Annotated in this window: 21 protein-coding genes; 11 read left to right on the top strand and 10 right to left on the bottom strand. The window is 69.4% G+C overall.

Features of this window, described 5'->3' with window-relative positions; genetic code table 11:
- The first annotated feature begins 127 nt into the window (after positions 1-127).
- Entirely contained in the window at positions 128-2,095 is a 1,968-nt protein-coding gene (locus OO71_RS53110) for a serine/threonine-protein kinase (RefSeq protein WP_342669930.1), read from the top strand.
- A gap of 29 nt (positions 2,096-2,124) precedes the next feature.
- Here OO71_RS53110 and OO71_RS47370 read toward each other — a convergent pair whose 3' ends face one another.
- Positions 2,125-3,006 (bottom strand): HAD family hydrolase, encoded by an 882-nt coding sequence (locus tag OO71_RS47370; protein ID WP_051791546.1) that lies wholly within the window; start codon positions 3,004-3,006, stop codon positions 2,125-2,127.
- Between the two features lie 97 nt (positions 3,007-3,103).
- On the opposite strand from OO71_RS47370, the gene dinB reads away from it, so the two are divergent.
- On the top strand, positions 3,104-4,399 hold the full coding sequence (gene dinB / locus OO71_RS14380; protein WP_033290251.1) for a DNA polymerase IV: 1,296 nt from the start codon (positions 3,104-3,106) through the stop codon (positions 4,397-4,399).
- A 20-nt stretch (positions 4,400-4,419) separates the two neighbouring features.
- On the opposite strand, the gene OO71_RS50070 is transcribed toward dinB, so the two are convergent.
- The 3 genes from OO71_RS50070 to OO71_RS14365 form a co-directional block, all read right to left on the bottom strand.
- Positions 4,420-4,986, bottom strand: coding sequence for a DUF742 domain-containing protein (locus OO71_RS50070; protein ID WP_033290250.1), 567 nt, complete (start codon positions 4,984-4,986; stop codon positions 4,420-4,422).
- Between the two features lie 1,230 nt (positions 4,987-6,216).
- Entirely contained in the window at positions 6,217-7,722 is a 1,506-nt protein-coding gene (locus tag OO71_RS14370) for a sugar porter family MFS transporter (protein ID WP_281178421.1), read from the bottom strand.
- A 936-nt stretch (positions 7,723-8,658) separates the two neighbouring features.
- The gene (locus OO71_RS14365) at positions 8,659-9,216 is read right to left on the bottom strand and encodes a YceI family protein (protein WP_033290249.1); all 558 of its coding nucleotides are present in this window, start codon (positions 9,214-9,216) and stop codon (positions 8,659-8,661) included.
- A 97-nt stretch (positions 9,217-9,313) separates the two neighbouring features.
- Here OO71_RS14365 and OO71_RS14360 point away from each other — a divergent pair, with 97 nt between their 5' ends.
- From OO71_RS14360 to OO71_RS46395, 4 genes are all read left to right on the top strand, one after another.
- A complete protein-coding gene (locus tag OO71_RS14360; protein ID WP_033290248.1) occupies positions 9,314-9,811 on the top strand; it encodes a MarR family winged helix-turn-helix transcriptional regulator in 498 nt (165 codons plus the stop codon).
- 2 nt (positions 9,812-9,813) lie between these two features.
- On the top strand, positions 9,814-10,815 hold the full coding sequence (locus OO71_RS14355; RefSeq protein ID WP_033290247.1) for a glutathione S-transferase family protein: 1,002 nt from the start codon (positions 9,814-9,816) through the stop codon (positions 10,813-10,815).
- A gap of 64 nt (positions 10,816-10,879) precedes the next feature.
- Positions 10,880-11,815 carry a daunorubicin resistance protein DrrA family ABC transporter ATP-binding protein gene (locus OO71_RS14350; RefSeq protein ID WP_033290246.1) on the top strand — a complete coding sequence of 312 codons (936 nt, stop codon included), beginning with the start codon at positions 10,880-10,882 and terminating at the stop codon, positions 11,813-11,815.
- Positions 11,812-12,594, top strand: coding sequence for an ABC transporter permease (locus OO71_RS46395; RefSeq protein ID WP_156096296.1), 783 nt, complete (start codon positions 11,812-11,814; stop codon positions 12,592-12,594). The genes OO71_RS14350 and OO71_RS46395 overlap by 4 nt, the downstream gene beginning before the upstream one ends.
- Here the strand turns inward: OO71_RS46395 and OO71_RS14340 are convergent.
- Positions 12,572-15,670, bottom strand: coding sequence for an AfsR/SARP family transcriptional regulator (locus OO71_RS14340; protein ID WP_051791545.1), 3,099 nt, complete (start codon positions 15,668-15,670; stop codon positions 12,572-12,574). The genes OO71_RS46395 and OO71_RS14340 overlap by 23 nt on opposite strands.
- A gap of 131 nt (positions 15,671-15,801) precedes the next feature.
- Here OO71_RS14340 and OO71_RS14335 point away from each other — a divergent pair, with 131 nt between their 5' ends.
- Both OO71_RS14335 and OO71_RS51610 read left to right on the top strand, forming a co-directional pair.
- Positions 15,802-16,359 (top strand): hypothetical protein, encoded by a 558-nt coding sequence (locus OO71_RS14335; RefSeq protein ID WP_051791544.1) that lies wholly within the window; start codon positions 15,802-15,804, stop codon positions 16,357-16,359.
- Positions 16,356-17,345 (top strand): hypothetical protein, encoded by a 990-nt coding sequence (locus tag OO71_RS51610; protein WP_051791543.1) that lies wholly within the window; start codon positions 16,356-16,358, stop codon positions 17,343-17,345. Before OO71_RS14335 ends, OO71_RS51610 begins: the two co-directional genes overlap by 4 nt.
- On the opposite strand, the gene OO71_RS14325 is transcribed toward OO71_RS51610, so the two are convergent.
- Positions 17,342-17,863 (bottom strand): GNAT family N-acetyltransferase, encoded by a 522-nt coding sequence (locus tag OO71_RS14325; protein WP_211260524.1) that lies wholly within the window; start codon positions 17,861-17,863, stop codon positions 17,342-17,344. The two genes, OO71_RS51610 and OO71_RS14325, sit on opposite strands and share 4 nt — an antisense overlap.
- A 42-nt stretch (positions 17,864-17,905) precedes the next feature.
- Here OO71_RS14325 and OO71_RS14320 point away from each other — a divergent pair, with 42 nt between their 5' ends.
- On the top strand, positions 17,906-18,463 hold the full coding sequence (locus tag OO71_RS14320) for a helix-turn-helix domain-containing protein (RefSeq protein WP_033290244.1): 558 nt from the start codon (positions 17,906-17,908) through the stop codon (positions 18,461-18,463).
- Here OO71_RS14320 and OO71_RS14315 read toward each other — a convergent pair.
- Positions 18,450-19,445: an LLM class F420-dependent oxidoreductase gene (locus OO71_RS14315; RefSeq protein WP_033290243.1), complete on the bottom strand. Its 996-nt coding sequence runs from the start codon at positions 19,443-19,445 to the stop codon at positions 18,450-18,452. The genes OO71_RS14320 and OO71_RS14315 overlap by 14 nt on opposite strands.
- 147 nt (positions 19,446-19,592) lie before the next feature.
- Between OO71_RS14315 and OO71_RS14310 the strand changes: the two genes are divergently transcribed.
- Positions 19,593-21,026, top strand: coding sequence for an MFS transporter (locus tag OO71_RS14310; RefSeq protein ID WP_033290242.1), 1,434 nt, complete (start codon positions 19,593-19,595; stop codon positions 21,024-21,026).
- Here the strand turns inward: OO71_RS14310 and ligD are convergent.
- Together ligD and OO71_RS14300 are read right to left on the bottom strand one after the other, a co-directional pair.
- Positions 20,920-22,506, bottom strand: a complete 1,587-nt coding sequence (ligD, locus tag OO71_RS14305) for a non-homologous end-joining DNA ligase (RefSeq protein WP_033290241.1) — start codon at positions 22,504-22,506, stop codon at positions 20,920-20,922. The genes OO71_RS14310 and ligD overlap by 107 nt on opposite strands.
- Positions 22,507-22,521: 15 nt before the next feature.
- On the bottom strand, positions 22,522-22,998 hold the full coding sequence (locus tag OO71_RS14300) for a MarR family winged helix-turn-helix transcriptional regulator (protein ID WP_033290240.1): 477 nt from the start codon (positions 22,996-22,998) through the stop codon (positions 22,522-22,524).
- An 84-nt stretch (positions 22,999-23,082) separates the two neighbouring features.
- On the opposite strand from OO71_RS14300, the gene OO71_RS14295 reads away from it, so the two are divergent.
- Positions 23,083-23,715: an FMN-dependent NADH-azoreductase gene (locus OO71_RS14295; RefSeq protein WP_033290239.1), complete on the top strand. Its 633-nt coding sequence runs from the start codon at positions 23,083-23,085 to the stop codon at positions 23,713-23,715.
- A gap of 13 nt (positions 23,716-23,728) precedes the next feature.
- Here OO71_RS14295 and OO71_RS14290 read toward each other — a convergent pair whose 3' ends face one another.
- Positions 23,729-24,268 (bottom strand): GNAT family N-acetyltransferase, encoded by a 540-nt coding sequence (locus tag OO71_RS14290; RefSeq protein WP_033290238.1) that lies wholly within the window; start codon positions 24,266-24,268, stop codon positions 23,729-23,731.
- Positions 24,269-24,336 lie beyond the last annotated feature (68 nt).

Genomic DNA, 24,336 nt, shown 5'->3' with positions numbered 1-24,336 from the left:
TGTCGTGATCCGGCCACCCGGAGCAACCCCGGCGGGCCAGGGTGGGGCGTCGACCCGGCCCGGGTGGTTCCGTGGAAAACTGGGTGATCGCCGTCCGTGGATGATGTCGCACCGAGGGGTTTTTCCGTTGACCGAGGAGAGCCGGCAGGTCGCCGGACGCTACAAGCTCGTCGAACTGGTCGGCAGCGGCGCGATGGGCATGGTGTGGCGCGGGGAGGATCGGATTCTCGGCCGTGTCGTCGCGGTCAAGGAACTTCTCATGCCGCTGAACCAGGGTCCGGAGAAGGTCGACGAAGCCCGGCACCGCGCCATGCGCGAGGCCCGCATCGCCGCCCGGCTGCAGCATCCGAACGCGATTTCGGTGTTCAACGTGGTCGAGTACGAGGACCGGCCGTGGCTGATCATGGAGTACCTGCCTTCGCGCAGCCTGTCGGCGAAACTGCACGACGACGGCCCGCTGACGGTCGACGAGGTGATCCCGATCGCAGTCCAGCTCGCCGGTGTGCTCACCGCGGCGCACCGGGCCGGGATCGTGCACCGGGACGTCAAGCCGGGCAACATCCTCCTCGGCGAGGACGGCACCGTGAAGGTCACGGATTTCGGCATTTCCCGCGCGGTCGGTGACGTCACCCTCACCGCCACCGGAGAAATTTCCGGCACCCCGGCGTTCCTGGCCCCGGAGGTCGCCCGCGGCGAGGACGCAACCTTCGCCTCGGACGTTTTCGCTCTGGGCGCCACGCTGTACATGGCGGTGGAAGGCGTGCCACCGTTCGGTACCGCGGACAACGCAATTGCCTTGCTGTACCGGGTATCCAGCGGTTCGATCACGCCGCCGAAGCAGGCCGGGAAGCTGGAACCGCTGCTGCAGAAACTGCTGGAACTCAACCCGGCGGACCGCCCGTCGATGGCCGAGGTGGCCGCCGAGCTGAGCAAACTGGACGGAGGCGTCACCCCGGTCGCGACGGTCCCCGAACCGCCGACCCTGCCGGAAACGAAACCACCCGTGGTACCGACGAGCGTGCTCGTACCCGGCACGCCTGGTGCGGGATTCGGTGCGAGTGTCTTGTCTGGCGACGGTTCCGTTGCCGATTCTGGTGCTTCCGGTGAGGATTCCGCTGTTACTGGGTCCGGCGCTGGTTCTGGCTCTGGTTCTGGCTCTGGTGGCACGGCTGCCGGCTCGGCCGGAGCGGCTGGTGGCGGTCCCGGGGCCGGCGGTGGTTACGGCGCTGCCGGTTACGGTGCCGGTGCGGCCGGTGGTCTTGGTGCCGGCGGTCTTGGTGCTGCCAGTGGTTCCCGTGCGGCCGGTTTCGGTGCCGCTGGCGATTCTGGTGCCGCTGGTCACAGCGCTGCCGGTGGTTCCGGCGCTGGTGGTTTGGGTACTGCTGGTTCCGGTGCTGGCGGTCCGGGTACTACGGATTCCGCCGCCGCTGGTCCGGGCGCCGCTGGATTCGCCACCGGTGCGGCTGGCAGTTCCGGTGCCGCCGGTTCTGGCATCTCCGCCGGTACACCGGGTCCCGGAACGGCTGATGGAACCTCCGCCGCAACAACTCCGGCCGCTTCCACCGCCCCTGCCTCGCCAGTAGACCGAAGACGTCGCGGAATGATCTTCTCCGGAGTAGGCGCACTGATCGTCGTGCTGGCCGTGATCCTCACCGTCGTCCTCACCCGCAACCAGGGCCAGCCGACTCCGGCCGCGGAAATCCCCGCATCCGCCGGCAGCCCTGCCCCCAGCAGCCCACCGCCGTCCCCACCCCCGACCTCCCCTCCAAGCAGCGCCCCGTCCACCCCCGCCACCCCCGAAGCGATGGTCGCCGCCCTGCGCGACTACTTCTCCTACCTCCCCGGCAACCTGGACCGCGGCTGGGCCATGCTCAGCGACGGTTTCCGCGCCCGGCACAACCAGACATTCAACCGGTACCAATCATGGTGGACCAGGTTCAAATCAGTGACCGCGAACGACATCAAGGTCACTGGCGACAACACCCTCAGCGCCCAAATCACCTACCAGCGCACCGACGGCCACTCGACCACCGAGCGCCACAACTACACCATGCTGCAGCGCAACGGAACGTGGCAAATAGACGTCGAGAACTGACCGCTCATCCGAGCACGCAACGTCCGCAGTCACCCCAGCAACAAGCCAATCGCCGCAGCGGTGTCCGGCACGGCCCGATCCACGACCTCCTCCGTGCGCGGCCCCACCCAGACGGTGTGCAGGCCAGCAGCCCGCCCCGCGCTGAGGCAGTCGCTGCTCACCCAACCGCTGGTCCTTTCCGCGCTGGGGCGGTCGCTGCTCACCTCGCCGTGAACGGCCCTCCCGGTGCTGGGGCCGTCGCTGCTCACTCCGCCGTCACTGGCCTTCCCCGCGCTGGGGTCGTCGCTGCTCACTCCGCCGCCACTCGCCTTCCCCGCGCTGGGGCTGTCGCTGCTCACCCCGCCGCCACTGGTCCGGCTCGCACTGGGGTCGGCGCCCGGACCAGCGCTTGCGCCCCCGCCGAAATCAGCGCTCCGTCCCGCGCCAGCGACCAGCCACCCGCCCTCCATCGGCGCCTCGCATCGTCCAGCCGCAATCCCCAGCAGCCGAGTGTCCGATGTAGACACTCCCTCCGTCCCGGCCAGCGCCCATCCGTCCACCAGCCCGGCGATTCCGGTGCACAGCAACGTCGACAGGTGGTAGTCACTCTCCCCGAGGACGCCGATCCGCCAGCCCGCCGCGCGCAGCCGGGGCAGGCCGGTGAGCACCCCGGGAGCGGCCGGGATCAGTGCCGGATGGCGTTCGCGGTACGCCTCCAGTAGCTCGGTTTCGTTGTGGCGCAACCCGAAACGGTCGTGGACCTCCTTGAAGAACACCGCGCGATTCGCGCGCCCGTGGTCGTCGGCGGTGCTGAGCCAGTCGGCGTCTTCCCTGGTCAGACGGTGTTCTGCGCAGAACTCCCACGCCCATCGCCGGAACCCCTCGGCTCGGTCGACGAGCGTGGTCTCGAGGTGGAACAACACCAGCCGCACCGGGCCAGACTAGCGCCGCGGCCACCGCCTCCGGGAGACGTTTTTACTCCGTTCGAGTGAAGGAACCCCGGTTTTTGTCGGTGGTTGATGCGAACATATGTTCGTGACGAACGAAGGACCGATCCTGCACGCCGACCTCGACGCGTTCTACGCGTCGGTCGAGCAGCGAGACGATCCCCGGCTCCGCGGCAGGCCGGTGATCGTCGGTGGTGGCGTGGTGCTGGCGGCGAGTTATGAGGCCAAGGCGCTTGGCGTGCGCACTGCGATGGGCGGTGTGCAGGCAAGGCGGCTGTGCCCGCATGCCGTGGTGGTGCCGCCGCGGATGTCGGTCTACAGCGCGGCGAGCAAGGCGGTGTTCGAGGTCTTCCGGCAGACGACGCCGGTAGTGGAGGGAGTGTCCATCGACGAAGCGTTCCTCGATGTAGGCGGTCTGCGCCGGATCGCAGGCCGGCCGTCGGAGATTGCGGTACGGCTGCGCGCGGAGGTGCTGGCGCAGGTCGGGCTGCCGATCACGGTCGGAGTGGCGCGCACGAAGTTCCTCGCGAAGGTCGCCAGCGGTGTCGCGAAACCGGACGGGCTCCTGGTGGTGCCGCCCGACCGGGAGCTGGAGTTCCTGCACCCGTTGCCGGTGGAGCGGCTGTGGGGAGTGGGAAAGGTGACGTCGGCGAAGTTGCGCGAGCGCGGAATCCGCACCGTGCGGCAGGTCGCGCAACTGCCGGAAGCCGATCTGGTCTCCCTGCTCGGCCCTGGCGCCGGTCGGCATCTGCACGCCCTTGCCCTCGGTCGCGACCCGCGTCCGGTCCAGCCCGGCAGACGCAGACGTTCCGTCGGTTCCCAACGCGCCCTCGGCCGCCGTCGCCGCACGATGTCCGAGCTGGACGAGATCCTGGTGTCCATTGTGGACCGTTTGGCGAGACGGCTGCGCGGCGCGTCACGCGTGTGCCGCACGGTGGTGCTGCGGATGAGGTTCGCAGACTTCACCCGTGCGACAAGGTCCCGCACCCTCCCGGAAAGTACCGACCACACGGAAACCCTGCTGTCGGCAGCGCGCAGTTTGCTGGAGGTAGCGCAGTCCCTGATATACGACTGTGGACTGACCTTGCTGGGCCTGTCCTTCGCCAACCTCGACGACCGGGGCGCGGTGCAGCTCGCATTACCGCTGGCCTTGGACGATCTCCCGGACCTGGCATCGAGAGCAGCAGCGCACGGCACCGACCGGCCGCCGATCGACCTGACGAGCAGTCGTCCACCAGGTCGATTACCAGCGCCGGAACCGAAAGCCCTGGACGCAGCAATGGACACCGTCCGAGACCGCTTCGGCTCGGCGGCTGTCACCCGCGCCGCATTGCTGCACCACGACGCAGGAATGGAGATGCCCATGCTGCCGGACTGAGTCGATTCCCGAGTAGCCGGTCAGAGCCGATGAAGTGCAGAAAGGAGGTGTTCAACCACGCGGCGACGGTCATCCGGAGAATAAACACTGATCGGGTCATGCGCGCGAAGGAGCTCCGCCCGGAGAAGCTCCGCGACAACCACGCGGACGGCATCGATCGTCAGCTGCAGCCGAGCCGCGAGCTCAGCCAGCGCGATCGTGTCGACGCATAGCTCGCAGGCACCCGCGTACGGCTCCCGCAGCAGTTCCTTCACCCGCTTTCCCAGGGAAGTGGTGGACAGGAGCCCTTCGAGAGCGATCCCTGAGACGGGCTTGATGCCGGTTTCGTCGCCCGCGCTGGTGTCGGTGCCCGTGCCCGTGCTGGTGTCGATGCCCGTACTCGTGCCCGTGCCGGTGCCGGTGCCCGCGCTGGTGTCCGTGTCCGTGCTGGCGCCCGTGCCGCTACCCGTGCCGGTGCCGGTGCCGGTGCCGGTGCCCGTGCCCGTGCCCGTGCCCGTGCCGGTGTCGGTTTCGGCTGCGGAGTCGGTTCCTGCGATGCCGGGCCGGTGAATCGGCTCGAGTTCCCTCCACACCGGTGGCTCGGACACCCGACGCGCGGATGCCCCGGCCTGCCACCACGTCAGTGGGTCGGCTGCGGACTGGGCAGCTGGTTCGGGTTGCTGCGATGTCGGTGGGTCGGTCGTGGGTTGCGTGGCTGGTTCGGGCTGCCGCGACCCCGGTCGGACGGTTGCGGGTGGTTCGGATTGCTGTGGCGTTGGCGGCCAGGCTGTTGACGGTGCGGATTGGCCCGGTTGCCGCGGCGTTGGCGAGTTGGTCGTCGGCTGTGCGGATGGTTCGGGTTCTTGCGATGACAGTGGGTCGGGCTGCTGCCATGCAGTTGAGTCCGACCGTTGCCACCCCGGCAGACCAGCCTGCTGGCCTGCGTGTGGGTCGGGCTGGTGTGGCGTGGGTGGGTCGGGGTCCGGCACCCGATGACGGCCCGGCCTCGGCTGGTCCGGTGGATCTTGCCCGTTGGACGGGGCTGGCGAGATCGTGCGGTGTGGCGTGCCCAGCTGTTCTGGCGTGCCCGCCTGTTCTGGCGTGCCCGCCTGTTCCGGCGTGCCCGGCTGTTCTCGCGTGATCGGTCGGGCTGGTGTGGTCGGTCGGGCTGGCGTGGGCGTGCCCGGCTGGTTCGGTGGACGGGGTTGGTCCGGTGAGGGCGGGGCGGAGTTGCCGGGCCAGGCAAGACGGTCCGGCGACACCGTCTCGGCGAGCGGGGGCCATGCGTTTGGCGGCTCGGGCTGCTCCGGTGACTCCGGCTGGCTCGGCGATTCCGCTGACGTCGGGTGGCGGTGAACCGGCGGAGCTTGGCTCGGAGATGAGCCCTCCGCCGGAGGTTGGCTCGGGCGCGAGTGCTCAGTCGGAGATGAGTTCGGCTGCGGATGCTCCGGTGGAGTTGCGCTCAGGTGCGAGTGCTCCGGTGGAGTTGAGTTCGGCTGTGAATGCTCCGGTGGAGTTGCGCTCAGGTGCGAGTGCTCCGGTGGAGTTGAGTTCGGCTGCGGATCCTCCGGCGAAGATGGGCTCGCGTAGGGGGGATCCGAGGGAGATCGGCCCGGGGTGGCCCGGGCTGGGGGAGACTGGTCCGTCCCTTGGGGGTCCGGCTCGGGCACTGCCGGGGCACCTCCTCCCACGACGGGCTGCTCTTCGCAGTACAGCACCGGATGCGGGTGGGTGCCAAACGGAAGGCGTCCGATGTGGACCGGGGGTGGAGGCCGAATGCGGCAGGGAGGCGAACACGAAAGCGGAAACCCGGCCGACAGCGCCGTCGAGGCAGAGCGTCAGGCGGTGGTTTTGGCGTGCGTGCGGCCGCGGAGGTCCAGTTCGATTTGTTCCAGCGTCCGGCCCTTTGTTTCCGGTACCAGCCACTTCGTGAGGGCGAACAGAACCACGTTGATCCCTGCGAAGAGGAACATCGAGCCGCCGATACCGAGGGCTCCCGGGTCCGCGATGATGGGGAACACGGCGCTGATGATGCCGGTCGCAGCCCACAGCACGACGCTGCTCACTCCCATGCCCGCGGCCCGGACCTTCAGCGGGAACACCTCCGACATCATCACCCACACCACCGCGCCCCAGCCGAGTTCGTAGCCGACCAGGTACAGCACCATCGCAATCAGCATCAGGACACCCTTGGTCCCGGTGTCGCGTACCTCCAGCACCACGAACCCCGCGGCCACCAGCGTCACCACCATGATCACGTTGCCGATCAGCAGCAGCGGCTTGCGGCCCCACCGGTCGACCACGAACACGACCCACGCGGTGAACACGAACTTCGTCACGCCCAGCAGCACGCCTGACAGCAGCGCGGCCTGGGTGGCGAATCCGAGCCCGATCAGCATCGTCGGGAAGTACGCGTTCACCGCGTTCACGCCGCTGAACTGCTGGCCGATCGCGAGCAGCAGCGCCACCACGAGCATCGGGCGCACCATCGGCGTGAGCAGGTCGCGGAACCTCGTCTTCGCCGACTCCGAGTCCAGCCGGATCACCTCGCGGATTGTCCGGACCTCCTCGTCGACATCCACGCCGCCGCCGTGCGAGCTGACCAGCACTGTCCGCGCCTGTTCCTCCTGGCCGTTCGCGATCAGCCAGCGCGGGGTTTCCGGCAGGAACACCAAGCCCGCCACCAGGATCACCGCCGGCACGACCGCACCGGCGAACATCAGCCGCCAGTTGCCCGACGTGCCGAGTCCGTAGCTCACCAGGAACGCGATCAGGATGCCAAGCACGATGAAAATCTGGTTCAGCGCCCCCATCGCGCCGCGCAGGCGGGCGGGGGCGAGCTCCGACAGGTAAGTCGGCACCGTCGACGACGACAGCCCGATCCCGACCCCGATCACCAGCCGCGACACGATCAGCAACACGAACGTCGGCGAGAACGTCGCCGCGGCGGTGCCGACGATCACGATGACCGCGGCGACCATGATCGTCCGCCGCCTGCCGAGTATTTCGTTGAGCCGCGCGGAGAATATCGCGCCGACGATCGCGCCCACCGAAATGCTCGCAGTGATCACGCCCTTGTCCCACCCGGACAGACCCCAGAGTTTGCCGATGAACGGCAATACGCCGGAAATGACCCCGAGGTCGTAACCGAACAGGATGCCGCCGAGGGCGCCGAAGAAGTACAGCGTCGTCCTGCCGATGGGCCGCCGCGCCGCGGCTGTCTGTGTCATGTGCCGAGCCGTCTCTTTCCGGGATGGGCGGCCGGTCCTGGTCCGCTGCCGGGGAGGCGGCGCCGTCCGGGCCGGGTGCGTGGGGCGATCATCGGGCGTGCTAGCGCTCAGCACTGCGGAACGGCCGATTCCCCCGCCGCGCAAGGCCTTTCCTCGTTGCGGGCGTACCGGCCGCGTCAGGAACTTCGCGGTACACCGTCACACGCCGACCATCGACGATCAATATGCGGGCTGATAACTATTCAGTCACGTGACTTATGTTCACATATGTGGACGTGGTGAGGGTGGGGTTTCGCAGGTCGGCGTGGAGGTCGGGGCGGGGTGCCGGGGTGGAAGGCGGCCGGGGAAGGGGCGGTTGATGCACCGGACAGCGGGAATGCGCGGTGGGGTGACGCGGTGGGATCCTGCGGAGGGGAGTGGGCGGGCTGGCGTGGGGAGTCGGCGGAACGGTGTGGGCGGGCTGGCGTGGGGAGTCGGCGGAAGGGGTGCGTGCGGGCTGGCGTGGTGGGGGATCTGCGGACAGGTGTGTGCGGGCTGGCATGGTGGGGATCTGCGTGTGCGGGGATTGCGTGATGGGGAATCGGACGCGTGAGCGCGCGGGGACTGTGCGATGGGCATGCGGGTGCGGGGCGGGTGAACGGATTCTGCGTGGCCCGGGTTCAGTGCGAGATTCGGCCGCAACCGGGGACATTCGGCCGCAGTCGGGCGCATCCGGCCGCAACCGGGGCACACCGGGCCGTGTCGCAAGCGGGCGTGCGGGGGGCCTGAGATGGTGGCGCGGGGGGCGTCCGCGATTCCTTGCGGCAGTGGGTCGTCGACTGCGGAAGTGTGTTGTCCTGCAAAGAGAAAGCAGGACAACGCGGTGAGAGTGGGCGATCACGCGCAACGGGCGCGGCCCAAGAAGTAGCGTCAGCAGAGGCGGAACCCGATCCACCGGATACCAGAAATCCGTGAAGGGAACCCTGACCGAAGCAGGGTTCCCTTCACGGACTGTCGACCACGGGGGGCCGGGCAGGCGCACGACCACTGGGGGTCAGCACGCCGAAACGGTCAAGCGCTCTTGATGGCCGAGATCTCGAACTCCAGGGTCACCTTGTCCGACACCAGCACGCCGCCGGTTTCGAGTGGGGCGTTGAAGGACACGCCGTAGTCGCGGCGGTTGATTGCCGTCGAGCCTTCGAAGCCGACTCGGTCGTTGCCGAACGGGTCCTTTGCCGTGCCCTCGTAGGAGAACGGGATGGTGACCGTCTTCGTGACGCCCTTGATGGTCAGGTCGCCGGTCACGTCGAAGCTCGCCTCGTCAGCCTGGTTGATCGACGTGGACGTGAAGGTGATGGTCGGGTGCTCGTCGCAGGAGAGGAAGTCGTTGGTGCGCAGGTGGCCGTCTCGGTCGGCGTTGCGGGTGTCGATGCTCTTGGTCTGGATGACGACCTTCGCGCTCGACTTGGCCGGGTCGTCGCCGTTGAGGCTGAAGGTGCCCTCGAACTCGTTGAACGAGCCGCGGACCTTGGTCACCATCGCGTGGCGAGCGACGAAACCGATGCGGCTGTGGGCGCCGTCGATCGTGTACTCGCCGGTGAGCTGGGGGTACGTGGTCGCGCTGGTCATGTCTCTTCCTTCTGCTGTGCGGATTGATTGAGGGCTCAACAACCACTGTAACGCAGATTAACTGATTGCGCGAGCAAGTGTCGGGTACCCTGGTCACGTGGTGGACCGAGACCCGCTGACCAGCGAAGAAGAGGCGTTGTGGCGGCCGCTCACGCGCATCATCACGGTGTTGCCCAGGACACTCGACGACCAGTTCGTGCACGACACCGGCGTCTCGCTCACCGACTACACCGTGCTGGTCTCGCTGTCCGAGGCGCCTGAAGGCCGCCTGCGGCTCACTGACCTGGCGAAGGACACCGCGCTGTCGCTCAGCCGGATCAGCCGGGTCGTGGAGAGCATGGTGCGCCGTGGTCTGGTGCAGAAGGTGAAGTGCCCGGAGGACCGCCGCGCTGCGCACGCCATGCTCACCGAGCGCGGTCACGCGAAGCTCGCCGCTGCGTACCCCGGGCATCTGGCGCGCGTGCGTGCGCATCTGTTCGACCACCTTTCGCCCGAGGAGGTCCGCGCCGCGGGTCCGATCCTCGCCCGGCTGGCCACCGCGCTGGAACCACCGGAATGCCCGGACGACAAAGACGACGACGAGAAAGCAGGGTGACGATGCCCGATCAGGGCGAGTTCAAGCGCGACACCAACTACATCGCCGATCGCATCACTGCCGACGGACGGGACGGCTGGCCGGTGGAACCCGGCCGCTACCGGCTGGTGATCGCGCGGGCGTGCCCGTGGGCGAACCGTGCGTCGATCGTGCGGCGGTTGCTCGGGCTCGAGGACGTGCTGTCGATGGGTATCTGCGGTCCGACGCACGACGCGCGCAGCTGGACCTTCGACCTCGACCCGGGCGGGCGCGACCCGGTGCTCGGCATCGAACGGCTGCAGGAGGCGTTTCTCGCACGGTACCCGGACTACCCGCGCGGCATCACCGTTCCGGCCATTGTGGACATGCCCACCGGGCAGGTGGTCACCAACGACTTCCAGCAGATCACCCTGGATCTGTCCCTGGAATGGGGCGCTTACCACCGCGAAGGCGCGCCCGAATTGTATCCGGAACCGTTGCGCGACGAGATCGACGACGTCGCGGAGAAGGTATTCCGAGACGTGAACAATGGCGTGTACAAATCGGGTTTCGCCGGTACCCAGCAGGCGTACGAAGAGGCGTACCACGCGTTGTTCGCCCGGCTGGATTGGCTGTCCGAGCGGCTCGCCGGGCAGCGGTACCTCGTGGGCGACACCATCACCGAGGCCGACGTGCGATTGTTCACCACGCTGGTCCGCTTCGACCCGGTGTATCACGGGCATTTCAAGTGCAACCGGCAGAAGCTCACAGAAATGCCGGTGCTGTGGGCCTATGCGCGGGACTTGTTCCAGACACCCGGATTCGGCGACACCATCGATTTCGGGCAGATCAAAGAGCATTACTACGTGGTGCATCGCCAGGTGAACCCGACCGGCATCGTCCCGCTCGGGCCCGACCTCACCGGCTGGCTCACGCCGCACGGCCGGGAGGACCTCGGCGGCCGTCCGTTCGGGGACGGCACCCCGCCCGGGCCGCCGCTGCCGGACGAGCAGGTCCCGGTGGAGGTGCTCCGGCGCGCTGGGTGACGCCGTGTCAGCCCGGTGTCAGCGGGGGTCGCCACGCTGATCGGTGGAGAAAGGGGAATCCACCATGGCCACCTCGACCCCGGCGATCGGCATCACCGGGCTGCGCAAGGCGTACGGCGACCACACCGTCCTCGACGGCATCGACCTCCGCGTCGAAACCGGGTCGGTTTTCGCGTTGCTCGGACCCAACGGCGCGGGCAAGACCACGACCGTCCAGATCCTGTCCACCCTGCTCGCCCCCGACGGCGGCGAAGCGAGCGTGGCCGGGCACGACGTGGTGCGTGACCCGGATGCGGTCCGGCACGCGATCGGCGTCACCGGGCAGTTCTCGGCGGTCGACGACCTGCTCACCGGCGAGGAAAATCTGCAACTGATGGCCGACCTGCGGCACCTCGGCCGCGCCGAAGGCCGCGCGCGGGTCGCCCGGCTGCTGGAGCAGTTCGACCTCGCCGAGGCCGCGCGCCGGCTCGCGAGCACGTACTCCGGCGGGATGCGGCGGCGGCTCGACCTCGCGATGAGCCTCGTCGGCGTGCCGGACATCATCTTCCTCGACGAGCCGACCACCGGGCTCGACCCACGCAGCCGGCGCACGATGTGGTCGATCATCCGCGAACTGGTCGCCGGTGGGGTCACGGTGTTCCTGACCACGCAGTACCTCGAAGAGGCCGACCAGCTCGCCGACCGCATCGCCGTGCTTCACGACGGCAAGCTCGTCGCCGAGGGCACTGCAGAGGAGCTCAAACGGCTCGTCCCCGGCGGGCACGTCCTGCTGCGCTTTGCCGACCAACGAACCCTCGACACCGGCGCGCGGCTGTTCGACGACGTCGTCCGCGACGAGGACGCGCTCACCCTCCAAGTGCCGAGCGACGGCGGCGTCCACTCGCTGCGGAAACTGCTGGACCGGCTCGACTCCGCCGACGTGGACGTCGCCGAGCTTTCCGTGCACCTGCCCGATCTCGATGACGTCTTCCTCGCTCTCACCGAACGGAGCGCCCGATGACCTACGCCCTGCGCGACTCCACCATCATGTTGCGCCGCAACCTCAAACACATGCTGCGGTACCCGTCGATGACCCTGCTGCTGGTCGCAATCCCGATGATCTTCCTGCTGCTGTTCGTGTTCGTCTTCGGCGGTACGCTTGGCGCAGGCCTGGGCGGCGCGTCCGGCGGGCGAGACGCGTACGTCAACTACGTCACGCCCGGAATCCTCCTGATGGCGATTTCCGGTGCGGTACAAGGAACTGCGGTCGCCGTGGCAATGGACATGACCCAGGGCATCATCGCGCGGTTCCGGACCATGGCGATCAGCCGCGGTTCGGTGCTCACCGGGCACGTGGTGGGCAGCGTCATCCAGGCGATGCTGTGCGTTGCGGCGACGCTCGGGCTGGCGTTGCTGATCGGCTTCCGCTCGTCCGCGAACCCGCTCCAGTGGCTCGGCGCGGTGGGCATGCTGGTGCTGCTTTCCTTCGCGCTGACCTGGCTCACCGTGGCGCTGGGGATGGTCACGAAGACCGTCGAGGGCGCGAGCAACCTGCCCATGCCGCTGATCCTGCTGCCGTTCCTGGGCAGCGGTTTCGTCCCGACCGATTCGATGCCCGCCGGGTTGCGCTGGTTTGCCGACTACCAGCCGTTCACCCCGGTGATGGAGACGATCCGCGGGTTGCTGCACGGGACGCCGGTGGGGTCGAACCTCGTGCTGGGGCTGGGTTGGTGCGTCGTCCTCAGCCTCGGCGGGTACCTGTGGGCGCGGCGGCTGTTCAACCGCAACGTGGTGCGCTGAGCACGTCGTACGCCAGCTCCAGCGGGCTCGTGGGTACCGGTTCCGGCCGGTACCCACGGACCCGGACCTGGGCGTCCGCGGTCGTCGCGTCCGGCAGGCCGAGATCGGGGCCGCCACGGAGGGCGTTTGCCGCGGCCAGGAGACCGGCCGCCGCGGCGGGACGGTCGGAACGCAGCGCGTGGTCCGCGACGCCGACCAGCACCGTCGCCTGGTACAGCGCTTCGCCGGACTCGTAGACCAGCCGTAACGCTTCGAGGCGCCGGGCGCGGGCGGACGCGAGGTCGCCGGCTTGCGCGTCGAGGTACGCATGGGAATGCAGGAGCATCGAGCGGAACAGCGGGTGTGCCGGGGTTTCGCTGAGCAACGCTTCGGCCCGGTCCAGCTCCACCCGCGCTTCCGCCGCGTTGCCGCGCCAGCGGGCCAGGTCTCCCTTTGCCTGCGCCAGACAGGCCAGCGAATCGGGGAACGCGACCGGTGCCGCTTCGCGTTCCGCGGTGGCCAGCGCGGCCACCGCGCCCGCCTCGTCCCCCAGCTGCCACAGCACCTGCGCCTGGCGGCCGCGCCCGTACATGACGTCTTCCACCGCACCGATTTCCGCGACGACCTTGATCGACTCCTCGTGACACGCGGTGGCTTCGACCAGATCGCCGCGCCGGGCGAGGAGCTCGGCGAGCCCGCTGAGCGCCAGCGAAAGACCCCAGCGCTCGCCGCTCAGCCGGAACAACCGCACGGATTCACGCACATCCGCTTCTTCCGCGACCGGATCGTGGTGGATGTTCAGCATCAGCCGCGACCGGTGCAACCGGGCCTGCGCACGCAGCCACGGGTCCTCGTCGGCCACGAGCTCGTCCAGCGCGGACATCTTCGGCGGGGTACCGCGGCGGCTGGCGCTGAGCTGCTCGTACAGCGGGATCATGAATCGCAGCACCGGATGTGTCGTGCTGCCCCGGCTCAGCTCCAGCGCGGTCCGGACCCACTCGTCCGCGGCCTGGTCGTCGGTGACCCCGGCGGTGATCAGGAGCGCGGCCATCGCATACCCGACCGCGCGCAGCTCGTCGTCCACCTCGCCGGGGACCGCCAGCGCCGCCTTGACCAGCTCCTGACCCTCGGTCTTGTTCCCGATCAGCATCCAGAACCACGTGCACGACGACGCCAGCCGCAGCGAGGTCGTCGCGTCTCCGGCCGCGATGGCGCCCCGCACGGCCGCGATCAGGTTTCCTTGCTCGGCCGCGAACCGGGACAGCCACTCGATCTGCTCGGCGCCGCGCAGGCGTTCGTCGCCGGTTTCCGCGAGCCGGGCGAACCACTCCGCGTGTGCCTCGCGCAGCTGGTCGCGTTCGCCCGCTTCGGCGAGCCGTTCGAGGCCGTACGCCTTGATGGTCTCGAGCATGCCGTACCGGGGTTCGGGGTCGCCGGAGACGGTGAGGAGCGATTTGTCGACCAGCGCGGTGAGCAGGTCGGAGGTACCCCCGCAGATCGCCTCGGCGGCTTCGGCCGTCGCGCCGCCGGAGAACACCGCGAGGCGGCGCAGGAGCTGCCGTTCCTCGGGTTCCAGCAGGTCCCAGCTCCAGTCCACCACCGCGCGCAGCGTGCGGTGCCGCGGCCGGGCGGTCCGGCTGCCCGCGGTGAGCAGGCGGAACCGGTCGTCGAGGCGGGCGGCCAGCTGCGGCACGCTCAGCGAACGCAGCCGGGCCGCGGCGAGCTCCACCGCCAGCGGCATCCCGTCGAGCGACCGGCAGATCCGCACCACGTGGTCCACAGTGGACTCGTGCACGGCGAACCCCGGCCGGACCGCGGCGGCCCGGTCGGCGAACAGCCGCACCGAGGAACACGACATCGCTTCGGCCGGATTCGCTCCTTCAGCCGGGAGCGTGAGGGGTTCGACCGGCCACAACGCTTCGCCGGTGACGGCAAGCGGTTCCCGGCTCGTCGCCAGGATGCGCAGCCGCGGGCATTCGCCGAGCAGGTACTCGGCCAGCTCCGCCGCGGCGTCGATCACGTGCTCGCAATTGTCCAGTACCAGCAACGCATCCCGCCCGCGCAACGCCGTCACGGCGCGTTCGCGGGGCGCACCGCTGGTGAGCAGCCCGGCGAGCATCTGGGTACCCAGCGCGCCGAGCACGGCTTGCGCGACGTCGGCGCCGTCGGTGATCGGGGCCAGTTCGGCAAACCACACGCCACCGGTTTCCCCGAGCAGCCGGTGTGCGGTTTCCGTGGCCAGCCGTGTTTTTCCCGCGCCGCCGTGGCCGGTGAGCGTGGTGAGCCGGTACTCCGCGACGAGCTTGGCCACGCACGTGACCTCGGTGTCCCGGCCGACGAAACTGGTGAGCCCGGCCCGCAGATTGGTGCGCGGCTCGGCCGCCGCGGTGGCCGTGTCGCGCAGGAGCTGGGTGTGCACCGCGGAAAGTTCGGCGGACGGGTCGGTACCCAGCTCGTCCGACAGCGCCGCGCGAATGCGGGCGAACACCTGTAACGCCTCGGCGGGCCGACCCGCTGCTTGCAGAGCGCGCATCAACGCGGCGGCGAGCCGTTCGCGCAGCGGGTGTTCGGCGAGCAGCGCGGACAGCTCGCCGGTGAGGTCTGCGCCCTGACCCAGCCTCAGCGCGGCCTCTGCGTATTCCTCGGTCGCGGTGAGCCGGAGTTCGGTGAGCCGCGCGATGGGGGCCTGGAAGAACTGCTCGTGGGCGAAGTCGCCGAGGGCCGGTCCGCGCCACAGGTCGAGGGCCTCCCGCAGCAGCCGGACGCGCGCCGCGTCGCCGGATGCCGCCCGCGCTGCGGTGACGAGCTCCTCGAACCGGGCCGCGTCGACCGTCGCCTCGGGCAGCCGGTAGCCGGACGGGGTGGAGTCGAGGGTCGCGCCCGCCCGGCGCAGCCGGGAAACGAGTGCCTGCAATGCGTTCGCCGTGGCCGGCGGATGTTCGCCCCAGACCGCGTCGACGAGCCGCCCGGCCGCGACGACGCGTCCGGGCTCCAGCGCGAGCGCGCTCAGCAACGTCCGCAGCCGGGCGCCCGCGACCTCCATCGCGGCGCCGTCGTCGTTCCGGACCTCGAGCGGTCCCAGCAAGCCGATCCGCACCGCTCGATGATGCCCGGTCCGGGCCCGCGCTGCCTCGGGGATGCCCCGGAGATCGCCCTGAGTTCGAGGTCCGGGGTGCAAAAGTCGCGTCGTTCCCGGGTTCGGGCGCGATTCGTACCTACAGTGGCCGGGTGACTACGCCTGCCGAAGACCAGCGCGACCACGCGATGGCCCGCGTGTCCGCGCTTCGCCGCGATCTGCGGGCAGGCCTGGCGCAGCTGCCGGACCAGGCGGACGCCGAGCGCACGCAGACCCTCGACGCGCTCGTCGAGCGGGCGGAGACGCTGCTGCGCACCGAGCACGAGGTCGACGCGGCCATCGAGCAGGTCCGGCTCGCCCGGCTGGAGACGCGGCGCGGGAAGGCGCAGCGGACGACGTTGTACCTGGCGGTCGCGCCGGTCGCGGTCGGGATGGTGAGCGGGGCGCTGATGCTGTTCGGCGCACTCGGCGTGGGGTGGCTGCTGCTGGTGTTGCCGCTGCTGGTCGCCGGGTTGCGGATCGCGTTCGGCCCGCTCGGGCCGACGCCGCTGATGGTCAGCCGCCGGCTTCGCGCTGCGTACAGCTCCGCGCTCGCTGCGGTGTGCACTGTCGTCGCGCTCTTCGGGACGGGGGTGCAGACGGTGTTCGTGATCGTCGCTGCGCTCACCACCGCGGCGACGGTGGCGTTCCTCGTGCAGGAGGCGCGATGACGTACTCCGAGTACTACCGCGACACCGAGTATTACCCGGACGAGGACGAGCCGGAGGTCGAACACGACCCGGAGCTGCTTGCGCTCACCGACACGGTCGGCGGGATGCAGGAGACGGTCGACGATCTGGAGAGCCGCACGGTCCGCGAATTGTCGGACCTGCGCGATACCGTCGAGTCGTTCACCGAAACCCACGCCCGGCACGAATCGCGGCTGGACCACACGGCGCGGCAGCTCGAACGGCTCCGGCAGAGATTGCTGGTGCTCGAACGCGCCGTGCGGGTGTCGGAGAAGGTGCCGGTGGTCGACCTCGACGACGTCGGACCGCAGTTGCGGCAGCTCGCCGCCGAGGCGGAACGGCGGCATTCGCTCACCGCGCAGTTGCTCACGCCGAGCCAGCGCCGTCCGTACGAGGAGGACGTCGCCCGGCTACCCGCGGCGCAGGAAGCGTTGGCGCAGAGCGAAGTGGCGCTGATTACGGTGCTGGACGTGCTGGCGAAGGCCGAACGCGGCACGCCGGAACGGGACGACGCGGAGTCGCGACTGTCCGAAGTGGTCGCGCGCCGCCGCGGGGTACTGGACCGGCAGTTGCCCGCGGCGCGGCAGGATGCCGAAGCGGCGCACCAGGTTCTGGCTGCCGACGAGGTCACCAGCACGCGCGTGCTGCCGCAGATCGAGAAAGCCGAACGAGACTGGGAGGACCTGCATTCCCGGCTGCGCGAGCGGATCACCGGCGCGATCGGGTCGAGTGCCTTGCTGCCGGTGTGGTTCACGCACGCGTTCGGCGTCGCCCCACCCTCCGGCGCGGCCGGTGACCGCTGGATCCGCACGGCGACCTCGGCGCTGGCCTACCGCGTCACCCACGGCGTCACCGATCAGGCGCTCCCGCTGGGCGAACCACCGCCGTCGGACACCGACTGGACGGAGCCGCAGTGGTCGTGGCGGGCCCGGGTCGAGCATGACATCGAGGAGCTCGACCTGGGTTAGTGCGGGCCTTCCGGTGCTTCGTCGCTGTCGAGGCCGAGCGTTCGCTGCATCCAGGTCACGTCCCGCCAGGCGCCGTGTTTCCAGCCGATTCGCCGGTAGGTGCCGATCAGTTCGAAGCCCAGCGCGCGGTGCAACCCCATGCTCGGCTCGTTCGGTTGCGTCATCCCGGCCACCGCTATCCGGTAGCCGCGCTCGGCCAGTCGCGTGAAAAGGGCTTCGTACAACGCTTTCCCGCCGCCCGAACGCCGTCGGTCCGGTGACAGGTACACACTCACCTCGCACGACCAGCGGTACGCCGCGCGTTCCTTGTGCGGGCTGCCGTAGGCGTAACCGGCCACCTGACCGCCGACCTCCAGCACCAGCCACGCGTACGACTTCGCCGCCTGCGCAATGCGAACGGCCATCTCGGCAGCAGACGGCGGTTCGGTCTCGAACGTGATCGTGGTGTCGCGGACGTACGGCGCGTAGATCGCCGCGCACGCCTCGGCATCCCGTTCCTCGGCAGGTCGGATCAGCATGTCCACGATAGTAGACAACGCCCGCTGCTATAGTCGACTTTTGTGACCGATCCCCTGTCCGTCTCCCTCGCCGCCGCGGTGCGCAAAGCCCGCCAGGACCAGGACCTTTCCGCCGGTACGCTGGCCGAACGCGCCAGCGTCTCGCGCGCGATGATCGGCAAGATCGAACGCGGGGAGGCGCAGCCCACGGCCGTGCTGCTCAGCCGGCTGGCGACCGCGCTCGGGCTCACGCTGTCCGAGCTGGTGGCCCGTGCGGAGGGCGACGACCGGCAGCTCGCGCGGCACGCTGACCAGCCGACCTGGCAGGACCCGGTGACCGGGTACGTGCGCCGTGCGGTTTCGCCGCCTGGGCACGGCGCCACCGAGCTCGTGCAGGTCGACCTGCCGCCGGGCGCGAAAGCCGCGTTCCCCGCCGGGTCCTACCTCTTCGCCGACCACCAGATCTGGGTGCTGTCCGGGCAGCTGCGGTTCCACGAGGGCGACGCGGTGCACGACCTCGCCGAAGGTGACTGCCTGCAGCTGGGCCGCCCGGTGGACTGCGCCTACGAGAACCCCGGGCGGCAGCCGTGCCGTTACCTGGTGGTGCTCACGAAGCGGTGAGCAGCTCCGGAATCACCTTGCTGGTGAACAGATCGATGCCGGACCGGTCGTACGCCCCTTCGATGAAGTTCGTGATCGCGTACGTCATGCCGAGGCTTTCCAGTTCCTTCAGCCGTTCCACGATCTGCTCCGGCGTACCCACGAGCGGGCCGCCCGCGTAGAGCTCCATGGTGGACTCGAGCGTGGCCTCGGGCAGATGCGGTGCGAAGTGGGCGCGAGTCCATGCGAGCCGGTCTTGCACGTCCTTCCCGGTTTCGCCGATCACCACGTTGTAATTCGCCGAGCGCGTGATCCGGCCGAAATCCGTGCCGATGTCCTTGCAGTGGGCCTCCAGCACCTGCGACTTGTGCGCGAACACGTCCGGCGTTCCGACGAAGTTGGTGTACGCCGCATACTTCGCCGCCGTGCGCAACGTCTTCTGCTCACCGCCACCGGCAATCCACAGGGGAATCCCGCCGTCCTGCAGCGGAAGCGGACGGCAGATCGCGCCGTCGACCTGGAAATGCTTGCCGTCGAAGGAAGCCTCGCCTTCGGTCCACAGCTGCCGCATGATCTGGACGCCCTCGTCGAGCTGGGCCAGCCGCTCCCCGGGCCGCGGGAAACCGTAGCCGTACGCCCGCCATTCGTGCTCGTACCAGCCCGCGCCGATCCCCATCTCGACGCGCCCGCCGGAGATGTGGTCCGCCGTGGCGGCGACCTTCGCGAGGTACGCCGGATTGCGGTACCCGATGCAGGTGCACATCTGGCCGAGCCGGACCCGCTTCGTGGTCGCCGCATAAGCCGAGATCAGGCTCCACGCCTCGTGCGTTGCCTCGGCGCTCGGCACGGGCGTGGTGTGGAAGTGGTCATACACCCAGATCGACTCGTACGGGCCTTCGTCGGCGTGGCGGGCGAGGTCGAGCATCGTCGCCCAATGCTCGGCGGGATCGATGCCCACGAGGTCGTGCCGCCAGCCCTGAGGGATGAAGATTCCGAATCGCATGGGTCGACGGTATGCCTGGAGTCCGCCACCCGCGCGGTCACGGCCGCCGCAGAAAATGTGACGCAATTCACGTCTGATTTGTCCGATTACCGGGGTGCCGCCCGCCGAGATGATGCAGCCGCAAGACCACAACGTGAGGAGAAGCGGGTGGAAAGTGGTTCGTGGCGGGAACTCGGGGCGCACTTCAGTACGGCGGTGGTGCTGGCCGGGGGAGTGCTCGTCGGAGCAGTCAACATCTACGTGGCAGCCAGCTTGCTGCCCACGGCGGTCTCCGACATCGGCGGTGAACGCCTCTACGCCTGGAACACGACGGCGTTCCTGATCGCGCAGGTGGTCGCCACCATGTTCGTCAGCCGGGTGCTTGCCCGGAGGGGGAACACGATGTCGTACTACCTCGGGTTCGGCGTGTTCGCCGTGGGCTCGGTGGTATGCGCGGTGAGCCCGGCGATGCCGGTGCTGCTGGCCGGGCGCGGGATTCAGGGCTGGGGCGCCGGGTTGCTCACCGGTCTCGGGTTCGCGGTGATCCATTCCGCGCTGCCGCCGCACCTGTGGACGCGGGGCACTGCGGCGATCTCGGCGATGTTCGGCGTCGGGAACCTGGTCGGCCCCGCACTCGGCGGGGTGTTCGCGCAGTTCGGTTCGTGGCGGCTGGCGTTCGTCGTGCTGGCAGTGGTCGCGGTCGCGATGGCGGCGCTGGTGCGTCGCGGGCTTCCGCGCAGTGCGCCGGACCGGAAACAGGCGCCGGTACCCCTCGGCTCGCTCGTGGCAATCGTCGCTGCGGTCGGTGCGGTGAGCGTGGCCGGCATCCTGCCGGACGTCGTCGCGATGGCCGTGTTCATCGTGTTCGGATTCGCCTGCGTACTGGCGTTTCTGCTGGTGGAGAAGCGGGCGACGGTACGGGTGCTGCCTGCCTCGACGTATCGGTCCGGCTCCTCGCTGCGCTGGATCTACCTGACCATCATGTGCCTGGCGTCCGGTGTTGCGGTGGAATCGTTTCTGCCGCTGTTCGGCCAGCAGCTCGGCGGATTGCCGCCGGTCGCGGCGGGATTCCTGTCGGCGGCGCTGTCATTCGGATGGTCGGTCGCACAGATCGTAGGTTCTTCGGCGCGCCGACCTCGTACGGTGCGGCTGCTCTGCTTCGGCGGACCGGCGGTGCTCTCGGCCGGGCTCGCCGGGCTTGCGTTGCTGCAGCAGGAGAACGCGTCAACACTCGCCTGGCTGTTCGTGCTTCTCGCCGCCGGTACCGGAATCGGCATGGCGATGCCGCACCTGTCGGTCGCTGCGATGTCCAGCACGAGCGACCCCGGTGAGGGGCAGCAGGCGGCCGCCGCGATCGCGACCGTGCTGACCATGGCGACCGCCTTCGGCGCGTCGATTGCGGGACTGCTGGTGAATCTCGGTGCGCCGTCGATGGTGGCGTCCGCGCGGTATCTGCTGATCGGGTTCGCCGTGATTGCCGCGGTGGCGATTTTCCCTACAGCCGCGGCAGGCGCTGGTGCACGTCGAGCAGTACGGCGAACGGGTCACCCGCCGCGGCCACGCGATCGAGCACCGTCCGGATCGTCCAGCGATCGGGGGTGAGATCGGGGTCGTCGAGCTCGTCCCACTCCAGCGGGACCGACACCGGCGCCCCCGGCTTCGGCCGCACGCTGTACGGCGCGACCAGGGTTTTGTTCAGCACGTTCTGCGTGTAGTCGAGCCGGGCCCGCCCGGCGCGGCGGTCTTTCTGCCACGCCCAGCTCACCAGGTCCGGCACGGTGCGGCCGATCGACTTCGACACGGTTTCCGCCCACGCGCGCGTTTCCGCGTAGGTGTACCGCGGCTCCACCGGTACCCAGATCTGGATGCCGCGCTGCCCGGTGACCTTCGGCCGCCCGACGAGCCCGAAGTGGTCGAGCGCGGTGCGGTGCAAGCGGGCGAGCGCGAGGACGTCGTCGAACGACGTCTCCGGGCCGGGATCGATGTCGAACAGCGTCCAGGTGGGGTGCTCGACGTCGGAGGTCCGCGACGTCCACGCGTGCAGCTCCAGCGCGGCGAAGTTGGCCAGCCACGCCAGATCCGCGACGCCGGAGGGGACCAGGTACTGCTGGACGTCGTCGGCGTCGGCGGCTTCGTAGTGCCAGCGGTGCAGCCACTTCGGCGCGTGGTTGGGCACTTCTTTGTGCCAGAAGCCGGGTTTGCCGAGGCCGCCGGGAAACCGGTTGGTGTTGAGCGCGCGGCCCGCGAGGTAGGGGAGCATCGTCGGCGCGATCCGCGTGTAGTACTCGACGAGATCCCGTTTGGTGATCGGCTTTTCGCCGTCGCGGGCGGGGATCAGGACCTTGTCGAGGTTGGTGAGTTTCAGCTGCTGCCCGGCGATGGTCCAGGTGCCTTGACCGCCAAGGTCGCGCAGCGCGGCCAGTTCCTCGCCGGACGCCGGTTCGAACACCGGGTGCAGCGGCACTTCCGCCTCGGTCGCGGGCAGATCGCTGCGCCACAACGCAGGTGGCGCGGCGGCGATCTCGTCGTTGGTGAGACCGCTTTTGACCGACTTCGGGTGGTCCTCCGCGTCCCAGCCGGAGGTGGCGTGGTCGTCTTGTTTGTGGAGAAGAAACCACTGCTTGCCGTCGTCGTCGCGCTTCGGATGGATGAGCACGAAGCGGCCGGCCAGCTTTTCCCCGAACAGGTCGAAATGCAGGTTCCCGTCGGCCAGCGCCTGTTCCGGATCGTCGGTGTCGACCGGCTCCCAGGTACCGCGGTCCCACACGATCACGTCGCCGCCGCCGTACTCGCCGCGCGGGATCACGCCTTCGAAATCGGCGTACTCGAGCGGATGGTCCTCGACGTGCACAGCCATCCGGCGGGCCTTCGGGTCCAGCGTCGGACCCTTCGGCACCGCCCAGCTCACGAGGACGCCGTCGAGCTCCAGCCGGAAGTCGTAGTGCCGCCGCCGCGCGCGATGCCGCTGCACCACGAAGCGGTACCCGGGGGTCTGCGGGGCGTTCGCGCCGGACGGCTCGTCGGTCTTCGAGAAGTTGCGCATGGCGCGGTACTTCGCGAGCCGCTCGGCCGCACCGTCCATCGCCTGGTCCTCCCCTCAGCAGGTCGGGCGATCCTCCGCACAGGCGGCGAGGTCGACGCTACCGGCGCTGGCCTGCAGCAGCAGGCGGTAAAGCTGTTCGCGCTGCTCGGGGTCGAGTGCGACGAGCACGTCGTCCTCGACGGCGGCCAGCGCGGCTTCCGCCTGTACCAGCTTGATGCCGCCGAGTTCGGTGAGCACGACCACGTGCCGCCTGCGGTCCTCCGGCGAACGGCGGCGCTCGATCAGGTGGTCGGCCTCGAGGTCGTTGAGCAGGCCGACGACGTTGGTGCTGTCCATCTCCAGGGTGCGCGCGAGGGCCTGCTGGGTGCTGCTGCCCTGGGTGTTCAGCACCGTGAGCGCGAGCAGGTGCCGCGGCCGGAGCCCGAGCGGGGTCAGGACGTTTTCCGCGCGCATCCGCATCCGGCGCGCCAGGTGGTCGAGCAGCGCGCTGCACCGGTGCGAGGTGTGGCCGGAAACCGGCAGCGGGGCCATGTGTCCATTCTACGAGACGGATCGGGTCACTGCTGTGCTATAAATGGTTTGTCTTGCACAAACTATCCATGGACGGTCAGCGACATGCCTCATCTGCTGCACATCGACTCGAGCATCAACGGCGACCAGTCGGTCAGCCGGAAACTCACCGCCCGTGCTGCGGACGCGTGGCGCGCGGCCCATCCGGAGGGCACGGTGACCTACCGCGATCTCGGCGCGAACCCGGTGCCGCACATCGATCCGGTCGCCTGGTCCGCCCGGTTCGCTCCGGCGGACGAGCACACGCCCGAGCAACGCGAGGCAGCGCGGTTCGGCGCGGAGCTGGCGGACGAGGTGCGCGCGGCCGACGTGGTGCTGCTCGGCCTGCCGCTCTACAACTACGGCGTGCCGAGCACGGTGAAGGCATGGCTCGACCGGCTGGTCGCCGGGGCGGGGGACGACCCGGCGACCCTCGGCGGGCGCGAGCTGCTGGTGCTGGCCAGCCGCGGCGGCGGGTACGGCGAAGGCACCCCGCGGTACGGCTGGGACCACGCGGAAGCCTGGCTGCCGCACGGACTTTCGCTCACCGGCTTGGAACCGCGCTTCATCACCGCGGAGCTGACGCTGGCCGACGTGAACCCGGCGCTGGCCCAGTTCCGCGACAAGGCCGCGGAAAGCCTGGCGTCGGCGGAACGGGAGATCGACGCACTGTGGGCACCGGCCACCGCTCGCTCGTGAGCGGCCGGACGGGTCAGCCGCCCACCAGGTCGCTGTGCCGGATCCGATACACCTGCAGCCGCAGCTCGTAGTACTTGGTCGTCTCGCCGACCCACTGCATGCCGAGACGTTTGGCCGTCGCGATGGCGCGGGAGTTGCTCGGCCGCGCCACCGCGAACAGCTCGTCGGTGTCGTCCTGGCGGAACGCCCACTCGATCAGCGCGCGCGCCGCCTCGGTGGCGTATCCGTTGCCCCATTCCTCCGGATGCAGCTGCCAGCTCAGCTCCAGATCCTCTTGGTACGGCGGGAGGAGCCGGATGCCGAGCCCGCCGATCACCTTGCCGTCCGAACGGCGTTGCACCGCCCAGCGCCCGCGCGGCGGGATGAGGTTGGGCTGGGCTTCCTGCCACGCCTGCAGCACCGACCGCATCGCCGCGACATCGGTGACGCGGTCCATCGCCGGCGTGAGCCAATGGGTGACATCGGAGGAGCCGTAGATCGGGAACGCGGCGTCGGCGTCGTCGTCCGACCAGTCCCGGATCACGAGACGGTCGGTGGTCAGCGGCAAGGTCATGCTGAAACGGTACGCCCGATCGGGGCCCGCCGGGCAGGTGATCCGGACCGCAGTCCTCATCGGACGGT

It is taken from the genome of Amycolatopsis jejuensis (assembly GCF_000717335.1).
Classification (GTDB): Bacteria; Actinomycetota; Actinomycetes; order Mycobacteriales; family Pseudonocardiaceae; genus Amycolatopsis; species Amycolatopsis jejuensis.
This window is presented reverse-complemented; position numbering and strand designations above follow the sequence as displayed.

Bases quoted from the DNA above. Each gene is read 5' to 3' on its own strand.
- dinB (WP_033290251.1), top strand. From the start codon at position 3,104: ATGTTCGTGACGAACGAAGGACCGATCCTGCACGCCGACCTCGACGCG.
- OO71_RS14365 (WP_033290249.1), bottom strand. From the start codon at position 9,216: ATGACCAGCGCGACCACGTACCCCCAGCTCACCGGCGAGTACACGATC.
- OO71_RS14355 (WP_033290247.1), top strand. From the start codon at position 9,814: ATGCCCGATCAGGGCGAGTTCAAGCGCGACACCAACTACATCGCCGAT.
- OO71_RS14350 (WP_033290246.1), top strand. From the start codon at position 10,880: ATGGCCACCTCGACCCCGGCGATCGGCATCACCGGGCTGCGCAAGGCG.
- OO71_RS46395 (WP_156096296.1), top strand. From the start codon at position 11,812: ATGACCTACGCCCTGCGCGACTCCACCATCATGTTGCGCCGCAACCTC.
- OO71_RS51610 (WP_051791543.1), top strand. From the start codon at position 16,356: ATGACGTACTCCGAGTACTACCGCGACACCGAGTATTACCCGGACGAG.
- OO71_RS14325 (WP_211260524.1), bottom strand. From the start codon at position 17,863: ATGCTGATCCGACCTGCCGAGGAACGGGATGCCGAGGCGTGCGCGGCG.
- OO71_RS14315 (WP_033290243.1), bottom strand. From the start codon at position 19,445: ATGCGATTCGGAATCTTCATCCCTCAGGGCTGGCGGCACGACCTCGTG.
- ligD (WP_033290241.1), bottom strand. From the start codon at position 22,506: ATGGACGGTGCGGCCGAGCGGCTCGCGAAGTACCGCGCCATGCGCAAC.
- OO71_RS14300 (WP_033290240.1), bottom strand. From the start codon at position 22,998: ATGGCCCCGCTGCCGGTTTCCGGCCACACCTCGCACCGGTGCAGCGCG.
- OO71_RS14295 (WP_033290239.1), top strand. From the start codon at position 23,083: ATGCCTCATCTGCTGCACATCGACTCGAGCATCAACGGCGACCAGTCG.
- OO71_RS14290 (WP_033290238.1), bottom strand. From the start codon at position 24,268: ATGACCTTGCCGCTGACCACCGACCGTCTCGTGATCCGGGACTGGTCG.